Annotated in this window: 7 protein-coding genes; 4 read left to right on the forward strand and 3 right to left on the reverse strand. The window is 41.7% G+C overall.

The features are described from left to right. Window positions 1–99 precede the first annotated feature (99 nt). Together HRT96_RS08715 and HRT96_RS08720 are read left to right on the forward strand one after the other, a co-directional pair. Complete coding sequence (locus tag HRT96_RS08715) at window positions 100–1,329, forward strand: efflux RND transporter periplasmic adaptor subunit (RefSeq protein ID WP_293155034.1); 1,230 nt, start codon at window positions 100–102, stop codon at window positions 1,327–1,329. Window positions 1,330–1,331: 2 nt separating this feature from the next. After that, complete coding sequence (locus HRT96_RS08720; protein ID WP_293155037.1) at window positions 1,332–4,502, forward strand: efflux RND transporter permease subunit; 3,171 nt, start codon at window positions 1,332–1,334, stop codon at window positions 4,500–4,502. Window positions 4,503–4,599: 97 nt separating this feature from the next. Here the strand turns inward: HRT96_RS08720 and HRT96_RS08725 are convergent, their stop codons facing one another. Next, window positions 4,600–5,136 (reverse strand): DUF3157 family protein, encoded by a 537-nt coding sequence (locus tag HRT96_RS08725; RefSeq protein WP_293155040.1) that lies wholly within the window; start codon window positions 5,134–5,136, stop codon window positions 4,600–4,602. Between the two features lie 477 nt (window positions 5,137–5,613). Here HRT96_RS08725 and HRT96_RS08730 point away from each other — a divergent pair, with 477 nt between their 5' ends. Together HRT96_RS08730 and HRT96_RS08735 are read left to right on the forward strand one after the other, a co-directional pair. Then, window positions 5,614–7,071 carry a hypothetical protein gene (locus HRT96_RS08730; protein WP_293155043.1) on the forward strand — a complete coding sequence of 486 codons (1,458 nt, stop codon included), beginning with the start codon at window positions 5,614–5,616 and terminating at the stop codon, window positions 7,069–7,071. Window positions 7,072–7,339: 268 nt separating this feature from the next. Beyond that, complete coding sequence (locus HRT96_RS08735) at window positions 7,340–8,032, forward strand: hypothetical protein (protein ID WP_293155046.1); 693 nt, start codon at window positions 7,340–7,342, stop codon at window positions 8,030–8,032. Between the two features lie 73 nt (window positions 8,033–8,105). On the opposite strand, the gene HRT96_RS08740 is transcribed toward HRT96_RS08735, so the two are convergent. Together HRT96_RS08740 and HRT96_RS08745 are read right to left on the reverse strand one after the other, a co-directional pair. After that, window positions 8,106–10,679 carry a cytochrome c peroxidase gene (locus HRT96_RS08740; protein WP_293155049.1) on the reverse strand — a complete coding sequence of 858 codons (2,574 nt, stop codon included), beginning with the start codon at window positions 10,677–10,679 and terminating at the stop codon, window positions 8,106–8,108. Then, window positions 10,679–12,160: a DUF1566 domain-containing protein gene (locus tag HRT96_RS08745; RefSeq protein ID WP_293155052.1), complete on the reverse strand. Its 1,482-nt coding sequence runs from the start codon at window positions 12,158–12,160 to the stop codon at window positions 10,679–10,681. The genes HRT96_RS08740 and HRT96_RS08745 overlap by 1 nt, the downstream gene beginning before the upstream one ends. Between the last annotated feature and the right edge of the window lie 89 nt (window positions 12,161–12,249).

Consider the following 12,249-nt stretch of genomic DNA (forward strand, 5'->3'; position numbering starts at 1 on the left):
AAATGATAGACCAATGCTGTGCAATAAGCGCCGTATCAACTGACACTCATTATCTTGATTTGCGGATTGCAAAACAGTGTAACGAAGGGACACCATCACATGACAACAAGTAATATATTTCGCACATTTATGATCACCAGCTTAACAGCGCTGGTATTAACCGCGTGTGGTAGTGAACAATCGCCACAATCGCAAGCACAGAGTCGACCTGCACCCAAAGTGAGTGTTGCTAAGGTGATAAATGAACCCGTCACGGAATGGGACGAATTTACTGGCCGCTTAGAAGCGCCCGAACAGGTCACCCTGATCCCTCGGGTGTCTGGTTATATCAATTCAGTGAATTTTGATGAAGGGGCCTTAGTGAAAAAAGGCGCTATTTTATTTCAAATCGATCCCAGTGTCTTTACGGCAGAAGTACAGCGCTTAAAAGCGAAATTAAGCAGTGCGACAGTGGCTGAGAAATTGGCAAAAAATGATTATCAGCGCGCCTTTAAATTATATAAGAAAAATGCGGTGTCAGAAGAGTTAATAGATACCCGCCAAGCGAATATGCATCAAACCACGGCGGAAGTCGCCTCGGTTAAAGCTACGCTAACGAGTGCCGAACTTGATCTTGCTTATACCCGGGTTAAAGCGCCTATTTCTGGACGTGTTTCTTATGCCAACGTCACTATGGGTAACTATGTGACAGCCGGTAAAACACAGTTAACCAGTCTGGTGTCTACCGCGCACATGTATGCCTATTTTGATGTTGATGAACAGACTTACCTTAAATATGTGCAGTTGACGGCGCAGCATAAACGTAATGCTCAACGTTCTGACGGCAATCCGGTATTTATGGCGCTGGCGAATGAAAGTGATTTTACCCATACCGGTGTGATTGATTTTGTTGATAATGCAATTAACCATAACACGGGTACTATCCGGGTCAGAGCGCGATTTGCTAATCTCGACAGTGATTTATTACCGGGGTTATTTACCCGTTTACGTATTGCCGGCAGTGCCACTTACAATGGGATTTTGATTGACGATAAAGCCATTGGTACTGACTTAAATAACAAATTTGTGTTGGTGGTCGGTGCTGACAATAAACTGCAATACCGTGGTATTTCACTGGGTGAAAAAGTGCAAGGCCTGCGGATCGTGACACAAGGTTTATCTGCAGAAGACCAGATTGTGGTAAATGGATTGCAAAAGGTACGGCCAAATATGGTAATCGAACCGAATATGGTTGAGATGGCAACAGCCGATAGTTTATCGGCACTACGTCATGATCAAGCGGTGTTAGAACAAGCGCGCGAATTAGTCTTAACACGAGTGGTGCGATAAATATGTTTTCTCAATTCTTTATTAAAAGACCGATCTTTGCAGCCGTGATCTCATTGCTGTTTTTTATCTCGGGTGCGATATCCGTCGGTTTGATGCCGATCACTGAATATCCCGAAGTGGTGCCGCCAACGGTGGTGGTATCGGCAAGTTATCCGGGTGCAAATCCGAAAGTGATTGCCGAAACCGTCGCGTCCCCCTTAGAGCAAGCTATTAATGGGGTGGAAAACATGTTGTACATGTCTTCACAAGCCACCTCGGATGGTCTGTTAACATTAACGGTCACGTTTGAGATCGGTAGCGATGTTGATAAAGCCCAAAGCCAAGTACAAAGTCGCGTTGATCGTGCGGTACCGAGATTACCTGAAGAGGTCCAGCGTTTAGGGGTGGTAACAAAAAAATCATCACCCAATTTAACTATGTTGGTGCATTTAATCGCGCCTGATAACCGTTATGACATGTTGTATTTATCCAACTACGCCGCGTTAAACGTAAAAGATGAACTAGCACGTATCGAAGGCGTTGGCGCAGTAAACTTGTTTGGGGCGAGTGAATACAGTTTACGTATTTGGCTTAATCCCAATAAAGTAGCGTCGCTGGGACTCGCGCCAGCAGATATTTTAAAAGCAGTGCGTGAACAGAATAAACAAGCGGCTGCCGGTAGTTTAGGTGCGCAGCCAAGTGGCGCTGATTTTCAGTTACTGATTAATGTGAAAGGGCGTTTATCGACCCCAGAAGAATTTGAAGACATTATCATTCGTGTCGGCGGGCAGGGCGAGATCATCCGCTTAAAAGATGTCGCACGGGTTGAGATTGGTGCGCAAACGTATGCACTGCGTTCATTACTTGATAATAAAGAAGCGGTTGCTATGGGCGTGTTCCAAGCATCCGGCTCTAATGCGATCCAGATCTCGGATGATGTACGTGCCACGATGGCGCGTTTATCACTGAACTTCCCGGATGGTTTAGACTATGCCATTGTTTATGATCCGACGGTATTTGTTCGTGGCTCGATTGAAGCGGTAGTAAAAACACTGTTTGAAGCAGTATTGCTGGTGGTATTAGTGGTGGTGCTGTTTTTACAAACATGGCGCGCGTCTATCATTCCATTAGTTGCGGTGCCTGTGTCCTTAGTCGGTACATTTGCATTCATGTATCTCATGGGCTTTTCATTAAACGCTTTATCCTTATTTGGGCTGGTATTAGCCATTGGTATCGTCGTGGATGACGCCATTGTGGTGGTGGAAAATGTCGAGCGTAATATTGAGGAAGGTCTAGATCCTGTTGCGGCCACACAAAAAGCGATGAAAGAAGTAACCGGACCGATTGTGGCAACGACGTTAGTACTTGCGGCGGTATTTATTCCCACTGCCTTTATGAGTGGCTTGACTGGGCAGTTTTATAAGCAATTTGCGTTAACGATCACTATCTCGACCTTTATCTCGGCGATTAACTCACTGACATTAAGCCCTGCACTGTCGGCGTTATTGTTAAAAGGCAGAAATGAGCCGAAAGACAGATTAACCCGTGCAATGGACAAATTATTAGGTGGTTGGTTATTTACGCCCTTTAACCGTTTGTTTAATCGTGCATCGAAACGCTATACCTGGTTGGTGCGCAAAGTCATTCGTTTTGGCGGCATTATCGGCATCTTGTATTTTGGTTTAGTGGTGTTAACGGGTGTGCAATTTTCGCAAACGCCGACAGGTTACGTACCGGGACAAGACAAACAATACTTGGTGGCATTTGCCCAATTACCCGATGCGTCATCATTGGATCGCACCGAGACGGTGATCCGTAGAATGTCTGATATTGTTCTTGATCATCCAGGGGTATTACATTCGGTGGCGTTTCCTGGATTAAGTATTAACGGTTTCACCAACAGTCCCAATTCAGGTATTGTTTTTGTTACCTTGGATGAGTTTGAAAATAGAACCACGGCTGATTTGAGTGCCAATGCCATAGCCCAACAATTGAACGCAAAATTTGCCGGTATTGAAGATGCCTTTATTGCCATATTCCCACCACCGCCAGTGCAAGGGTTGGGGACTATTGGTGGTTTCCGTTTACAAATTCTGGACAACGCCAATTTAGGCTATGAAGCCTTGTATAACGCTACCCAAGCGGTGCAATATAAAGCCTGGGCAACCCCGGAATTGACGGGGATATTTTCAAGTTATCAGATCAATGTACCGCAACTTGATTTAGATATTGACCGTACCAAAGCCAAGCAACAAGGGGTATCGTTGGACCAGATATTTCAAACCTTGCAAACCTACATGGGCTCGACTTATGTCAATGACTTTAACTTGTTTGGCCGCACCTACCAGGTGAAGATGCAAGCCGATGAAGCGTTCCGACAAACACCGGAACAAGTTAGTCAGCTTAAAATCCCTAATCTACAGGGTGACATGGTGCCATTAGGTTCGTTTATTACCATTACGCAGTCATCAGGCCCTGATCGTGTGATGCATTATAACGGGTATACCACCGCCGAGATTAATGGTGGACCGGCACCGGGTGTCAGTAGTGGCCAGGCGCAAGCGGCGATTGAAAAAATCCTCGATGAGACGCTGCCGATTGGGATGAGTTATGAGTGGACAGAAATTACGTATCAGCAGATCATCGCAGGTGATACCGGTATGTTCGTGTTTCCATTGATTATCTTGTTAGTATTCTTGGTGTTAGCAGCGCAATATGAAAGCTTGAGTTTACCACTGGCGATCATCTTGATTATTCCGATGACGATATTGTCTGCGATCAGCGGGGTACTGCTGTATGGCGGTGATAACAATATCTTCACTCAAATCGGCTTGATTGTATTAGTTGGACTGGCCACTAAAAATGCTATCTTGATTGTCGAATTTGCCAAAGAAAAACAGGATTCGGGTATGAATACCATGGATTCAATTTTAGAAGCGGCAAGGTTGCGTTTACGTCCTATCCTGATGACGTCGTTCGCATTCATTATGGGTGTTGTGCCTATGGTGTTGTCGACGGGGGCAGGCGCTGAAATGCGTCAGGCCATGGGCGTTGCGGTATTCTCTGGGATGATAGGGGTGACTGTCTTCGGCTTAATGCTGACCCCGCTATTTTATTATGCGTTGGCCAAGCGTGGTGAAAAGAATAGTCTCGACAATCGCAGTGTCGAGGATGCTGAGTTAAGTTCGGATTAAGATTTAAAATTAGTTAGGGCAAAAGGCGATATGGTATCTATATCGCCTTTTGGCTTAATGGTGATAACAAGTAGAGCGTAAACGCAAATATTAAAAGCTATCGGGTTTCTACCGCAATGATAGCCAGGTTGATTAACTGTTTCTGCCACTGTGTGGCATTAATATCGTCAAGCTTGAAGGTTCGACTTACGCGCTGCTGACCTTTGCGTAAATAGGTCTCCGGTAATCTATTTTTAGCCTGCCATACATCAAATTCGGTGGTTAGTATTTTATTGCCACTATCGTCAAATAGTGTCGCGGCAATGGTCACCTTGAGCACTGTTAATGGAGAGATATTTTCAATATCGAAATCAAGCCCTAATTCACCATCATCCCAGCGGGCAGATTTAAACGTAACGCGTACGCCTTGAGAGACGTTCGTTGTCATTAATGCTGAGTTAGCCATTAACGCAGGTGTTAATTGCGCGGCTTTAGTATCAGCATTCGGTGTAGTCAACAACACATATTGCCAAGTAAAATCATCATTTAACACCACTTCCGTACCATCTTTAAGTACGACTCGCGTTAATTCAGTGGCGGCACCGCTGGCAGAAAAAAGTAAACAGCAGGCAATAATACAGGCTTTGTTAAACATGGTTATAATTCCGAGGTGAGTGTTCTAATAATGAAAGTGATTTATCCCGCGTATTTAAAATACCCTGCAAGTAAGATCGCCAGAAAAATGACCTTTACCTACACATGTACCTTGTTCTGATATCCCTGCTGGTCTCTGATATAGCATCTTGAAGTAACTTGGGTATATGTACTGTACGCCAGCGCAGACGAAAGGGTATTTGAATAAGTCTACCAGCAAAATTGTCTTTCGCTTGTAATTAAGATAATAAATATGGTTATTTATGATTAAATCGAGTGTAGATAAACGGATATATCCTTTAAACCTAGCTTCATTGAGTTGTTTATACATGTTAACCAATATTTATTGTCAACTTGTCGCCTTACGGCATGTTAAATGCATTATAATTTAGTAACTGTTTTTTCCCCTGATAAGTAAAATTTTTGTCACTGTAGGGGGGAGAGATTATTTTATTTGTATTTTAAGGTGTTTTAAAAAATGAGCGATATCATGGAAATGAGTCAAAGTGCCAGTAAAGTTAGTGATACGGAAGTTGATGAACTGAACAAACATAGCCGATTTTTACGTAGGATCGCCTGGTTAGTTGAGATTATTGTGGTATTTATCGGTCTTTGTATATCAGTATCATTAATGACAAGTGGTAATGATTTAGCCAGTGCATTTACATTGGCGGCGCCGTTTGTGATGATTTCGCTGGTGGAATTAACCAAGATCCCGTTTGTGATAGGGCTTTGGCATTCACGTAAATCATTTGTTATGTATTTGTTGATCATTAGTTTCTTGTGTCTTATTACCTTTGAAACCTTACTTAATGGTTTTGAAAGAGCATTTTCATCGATTAATAGTCAAATTAATCTCAGTGAAATTGAGATCAGCAAAATTGAAAACCAGATCAAAATCAATGAAGATAATATCGTGATTGCCCTGCAAGATTACAATATTAAAACGCAGAAAATTGACAGCGATAAAACGGCGGTTAATGCGAACTATCAATCGCAATACGCCTATGAAGTACGACGTAATAAGTACCTATCAAAAAATGTTCCGCAGTTAAGCAAGGCGCTAGCAGAAAAAAGAGAGCAATTAATTCAGCTTAAAGTTGAAAAATCAGAGCTGCTACAAGAGCTATCTGAAAAGAAAGAGCGACGTTTTAAATCATCGATGGAACGTACTCAAAATAGTAATGATTTAGTGCAGACTGAGCGTACCCGTTTATTAGCGCAGCTTGATAAGCTGAATGCCGATAAAATTGTCGCATTAGATGACTCTAACTTCTTTACTTCACCGGGAGTGAAAAAAGATTACGATGAAAAAATCCGTTATGTTGAAACACAGATCAATAACATCAATAACAACACCATTATTGCTAAAGATAACAGCCCAGATTTAGAGTCGGTTAAGTTCCTTGACGGTTATTATGCAGATTTACTCGGATTAAAAGATGACATGATCCAGCAGAAAAACGAAGAAGTGCAACAACTTAGACGTAGTTATAAAAATGCGGTGAGTGCGAGTAATAGCAATTTAGCCGTTAAACAAAGAACACTGACTAAGAATAAAATTACAGCGTTACGTAGTTTAGAGATTAAGCGTGAGCAAGCGGATGTTCAGTTCTTAAGTGAAAAAGACTACATTAAAGAGATTAAGCAAAATAATATGAGCTTACGTTATGACATTCGCGTGATTGAAATCGAAGCGAACACGATGGCCTTATCTAACCAGGTTTATCGTATGGCGTCTTATATTGATAATGTTGATCACTACAAAGAAGTGAAAACAGAAACCTTAACATTGGTTGGTTTGGTCTGGTTTGGTTCATTAGCCTTAATCGGTTCGATTACTGGTATCGCCTTGACCTTGTCAGGTTTACACCTTAATAGCCTTGCTAAAAAACGTGAGCAAAAAACAAGGGTATATATTGATAACGAAACTTAACTCGCGCCACTAAATGTGATCAACATAAATCAAGCCTGCACATCTAATATCATTTGTGTGGGCTTTTTCATTTTTAGTATTACAGTTGTTGGCAGAAACCTAATGATCATGTGTAGTGATGTTCGTTTTTGTTATATAGATCGCTAACCAGATGCTTATAAAGGGATGAATGTTCAATTAAAATAGTAAATAATCATTAATTTAAGCTATTACCCTTATTTTATTCCATAATAATAGAAGTTTGTTGATGATATGAAAGGGAGAACCCATGAATCAGACTATGAAGCGTAATGACGATAGGATTCGTATTACAGTATTATCATTTATGGGACAACATCCTCTTCTGATCGATATCGAAAATAATGACGATATTAACCTGCAAAGCATTATCGCGGAACATGAGGTTATGCGTGATAGTAATTTATTACAATCAGACTTAGTGGTGGTTGTTTATCAGCAAGTTAATATAAGCTCTGTAGGTTATATCTCTAGACGTAAGATCATTGATGATAATTATATCGCCACGATCTGGCTAAATCTTGATGAATTAAATACATACCATACGCTAGCTGCACTGCGATTTATTAATCATATGGCGTCGATGTTAAATCAAAATAAACTGCTTAAATTTAATATCAGTGATATTTCGTCATTAATATCAAATTCCAAATCGTTACGATTTTTGGAAGCTGATGATGAAGAAATTGCCGATGTACTAGCAGAAAATGATAGTAAGATGAGTCAGCATATGGTTAAAAACGTTATTCCGGATCCTACGATTGCTGATTCTGCAGCGATGATTATAGTCACTAAAGAGCCTATTTCAATACACAAAATCAATGCAGGTTTTGATGTGATCAATCAAGTTTGTGAGCACAAGGTGCCTTGTTATTACGGCGTCCACATGTCCCCCAAATACAGTGCTAAGCATACGTATCTGTATCTTGTTGGGGAGCGTTAACCGTTTGCTGAGTAGAATAAATAAGTAGGTGCTAATGGGCAACACCTACTTATAATTTAAGTCGTTAATATTGTTAATTAATACCTAACTCAAATTTAGTCGCTGGCGTTTGACGAGTCGGGGCCGTGATCGCGCTTAAGAAGGTTTCTAATGCCTTCGCTTCCGCGACGGTCAAATTTAACGGTCTAATTTGTTTTGATAATACTGGATAAGTTGGATCGTATTTATTCCAACCAAAGGCTGCATTATCGGCCATGCCGGCAGAGTACATTGAGATAATTCCGACCATCGTATCGAGTAGACCATTGTGGAACCATGGATGATTGTTCATCACATCACGTAATGACGGTGTTTTAAATTTACCGACACTGCTTGATTTTCCATCAACATTATATAATCCCAGATCTTCATAAAAACCTTGATAATAAGTCAGTCCGACATTTTGCATCTTGTGATCCGTAAATTCAGCACCCATGTGGCAATTAACACAGCGGCCATTACGACGGAAGATGTCTAATCCCCATAACTCTTTATCAGAAAGAGCACTCGTATCACGAGTACTTTCTACCTGAGTAACGAAAGTATCAAAACGACTTTTGTTACTAATAATCGTTCGTTGGAAGGTGGCGAGAGCCATGCCTAATTGTTGTTCTGTGATATCCGTGTTCATCGTATTTTCGGGAAATGCTTGTTTAAACAGATTTGGATATTGTGGATGCGCATTGAGTCTAGAGAGTAAACGCGGCAGAGTTTCAGCCATTTCTACAGGATCTTGAATTGGCATTAATGCTTGTTGCTCTAATGTTGCTGCGCGGCTATCCCAAAACAACACAGGTAAGAATGCACTGTTTACAATCGTCGGAGCGTTACGCTTGCCACGTTGACGATCATGACCAATGGAAACCTCTCGTCTATCTCCCCAACTTAATTTTGGGTCATGACAACTCGAACATGCCACATCACCTGCTTGAGATAGGAAGGGGTCGAAGAAGAGTTTTTCTCCTAATGTGACCTTTAACTTACTATAAGGATTGTCATTAGGGAAACTTGGTTTAGGCATAGTGCCCAACTCTTGATAATTCAACATATCATCGACAAATGGTTGTGGCCAATAATCTCGATTATTGGCATAGGCTTGTCTTAGGCTGTCGAAGTTAGGCTTACCATGGTTGTTAACTGAGCGAGGATCTTCTGTTGCTCTGTTTTCAAATTCAGTCGCAATTAATAAAATACGCCCAATGTCAGCATCAGTCGCTGATTTTGGCTGTAAACTTACGGTTGTCGGTAAGCTGTATAGACCATAACCAGAGGCGGTTTTAACCCAGTAATCACCGTGCTCAGGTTGGTTTAGTGATGCTGCATATAACAAGCTGTAATCACTGTCTTGCTCGCCTTTATACAGTAACATCGCGAGTTCATCGGCAGTAGGTAGCCTCCAGTCACTTCGACCACAAAATTGCGCTTGGTTAACGTCATCAATAGCTTTAGGTACACCTGCTTGCATTGCTAACTGCTGGCCGGTGTTAGTGATATCTTGTGGATTTGGCGTTAACCAATAGACATAAGAGAACTGCTTATCGCGTAAATATAAATTATCACGTACTAATCCACGCATGTCGTCTAAACAACGCCAAGGTGTAGTTGCGTAGTCATCATCTTGCAGTGCTTTAGGTAATGGTTGGCCGCTATTATCTAACCGAATAAAACTGTCTTTTTCTACCTGTGGTTTTTCTTGTTCTGATGGCAGAGTGGTATCACGTTTAACACCACTAACGAGCATTACTGATTTCGGTTTACGTTTATTTTGCATCACGGCTGTATGGCGGCCAGTCGCAAAATCTAACGTCGGTGCAATATTGTCAGCATGTGACGGATTGTTATCATTCGCCAGCCAATAACTTTCAAAACCAGTTGCGGTAAAAAAGTAAGGGTCAATGGCGGCTTGATTATTATCAAGAGCATAATCTTGTTCACTGACCAACCCTTTTACTTCATAGCTTTCTGGTAAGCGCCAATCATTACGACCACACCAGTTCTGTTGATTGGCGTATTCAACCAATCTGTCTGTTGTGCATGCTTGACTGTTACCGTCACTATCGGTGAACTGACATTGGGCTTGAAAAGCCGGTAAGGTTGGTAGCCAATCTCCCCAAGCATACGTTTGCATTGCTGGTTGTAGTGGACTAGCCCAAACTACACCTTGATGAATGCTATTGTCGTTGACACATTGCCAGGTTTTATTTTTACTCGTGTCTCCAAGCGCAAGTGTGGTAAACCGTGGCGTAGGCTCATTAATTCTAACCAGCCAATTGATAGTTTCAATTTTATTGCTTGATACAATGGCTATTTTAACCTGATCAGTGCCTTGCGCATCTGCGTTGGCTTGATAGGTAAAAGTATCGCCTTGTACACTGGCGTGACCATACAGCCCAGATTGGATGATTTGTAATGTTTGCGTGGCGTTTAAGGCATACTGTTTTGTTGTCGACAGCCCTTGCGTTAGTTGGATGCGAGGGTTTAATACCAGCGGTTTACTGGTACTAACGTCTGTCGAGTCTGCGCTATCACTACCGCATGCCGCTAATAACGCACAGCCAGTGATGATCACTGACAGGCGTTGTATACTTTTTAATGTATCTTTTAGCATTATGGTTGCAATCTCGTTGTAGAGATCAGGCGTACGTGATGCAGTTCTGTATTTTCTATACCACTGCTTTCTGAGAATGAATCTTGGAATGCAACTGCGATTTGTTTTGTTTCTGGCTTGTATGCATCAGCTATCGAAGTCCAGTAATAGCTATTATCGCCTACGTTTGTATCATCAAGTACACTGGTTATATAGCTTGCTCGTTGACTTGGAAATACCATGCCAGGCATGTATGAGAACGGTGTATTCACAAGTAGACTCTTTAATTCATTTTCTGTGGGTAAACGCCAGTTGGTTTGTCCACATATGGCAGATTTATTGACTTGTTTTGCGTATTCAACTGCTTGAGTATAATTTTGAAGAGGTGCAGCTTTACTGATTCGTTGCCATAAAATCTGTGTATTCGCTAACACTGTTCTGTATGCAAGGTCAGATGTACAAGTCCAGTTTGCTGTGTCTTGATCTGCAAGTGCTTGGCCTGAATTACCATGTTTAACAAAGCGTGATGGCCAATGAAGATTTTCGTCAACGTCAACTGCCACATCTTGCGGTGGTAATTCAGTGTCTCGTACTGGTACATCATTGTCTTTTTTATCAGGGATAACAGAGCCGTTTACTAGCATGGTGAAACGTGGGTCGTTGGTTGATCTTGGCGACATATTTTCGCGATCAAAATCGTCACTCATCCACATCACGTGTGCATCACCAACAAGGGCATTTGAGCCTTGCCAGTCATCATCTGCGGAATTGTTATCATGGCCGCTTGTATAAATCGTAAATGAATTAGTCCAATACGCTTCATCAAAATTAGAGTCGACATAAGGGAAATAGAAGTTGTTGATTGGTGACAGTCTTGAGTCTTCATCAAAAAGCTTTTTATCTAATAGTGTTTGCCATTCAGTACGGGTCGCTAAACGCCAATCCGATTTACCACAAAGTCGTTGCTCGTTTGCTTTTGCAACTAAGTTATCGGTATTGCAGTGACCATCAAGTACGCAGCTTGCTTCGCTAGACTCACGATGATTGATCGAGCGATCGCCCCAGTAGTAAGTCTCATTAAATGCATATATACCGTTTGCTTGTGGCGCTTGCCACATCAAATCACTGCTCTTATCTGTTACACAGCTCCAATCACTTGCATTGGCTGGGCGTGCTTGATCTTCTGCGGATAATAGCGTGCCATCTTGACTCACCTTGCTAAAACGTATTGCTGGAATATTTGATTCACCGTTATATAACGGTAAGACCGAACCATCAAGTTGATGAATGTTGTTATCAACTTTGTAGCTAATTTCAAACTTATAGTCGTGCTGAGCGGCAATGATTTCAGCACTTAATACGTTTGTTGCAGATGATGTATAAGGTTTGAAGGTCATGTCACCTGTCGTTTGGTCAATGCTCACATCACCAAAATTTGCTGTGATACCTGTTACTTTACTGGCATTGCTAGCGGTAACACCTGGGGCTGAAAAACGCACCATCGTTGTTGATACGTAAACGCTTAGTTAACCCCACCTACCAAATATTTTCAGTTATTGCATGATTACTCTTCATTAAATGAAGGGATAAA

Origin of the sequence: Moritella sp. (genome assembly GCF_013215705.1) — a bacterium.
Classification (GTDB): domain Bacteria; phylum Pseudomonadota; class Gammaproteobacteria; order Enterobacterales; family Moritellaceae; genus Moritella.

Excerpts from the sequence above, each read along its gene's own strand:
- HRT96_RS08715 (WP_293155034.1), top strand. The coding sequence starts at position 100 with ATGACAACAAGTAATATATTTCGCACATTTATGATCACCAGCTTAACA.
- HRT96_RS08720 (WP_293155037.1), top strand. The coding sequence starts at position 1,332 with ATGTTTTCTCAATTCTTTATTAAAAGACCGATCTTTGCAGCCGTGATC.
- HRT96_RS08725 (WP_293155040.1), bottom strand. The coding sequence starts at position 5,136 with ATGTTTAACAAAGCCTGTATTATTGCCTGCTGTTTACTTTTTTCTGCC.
- HRT96_RS08730 (WP_293155043.1), top strand. The coding sequence starts at position 5,614 with ATGAGCGATATCATGGAAATGAGTCAAAGTGCCAGTAAAGTTAGTGAT.
- HRT96_RS08735 (WP_293155046.1), top strand. The coding sequence starts at position 7,340 with ATGAATCAGACTATGAAGCGTAATGACGATAGGATTCGTATTACAGTA.
- HRT96_RS08740 (WP_293155049.1), bottom strand. The coding sequence starts at position 10,679 with ATGCTAAAAGATACATTAAAAAGTATACAACGCCTGTCAGTGATCATC.
- HRT96_RS08745 (WP_293155052.1), bottom strand. The coding sequence starts at position 12,160 with ATGGTGCGTTTTTCAGCCCCAGGTGTTACCGCTAGCAATGCCAGTAAA.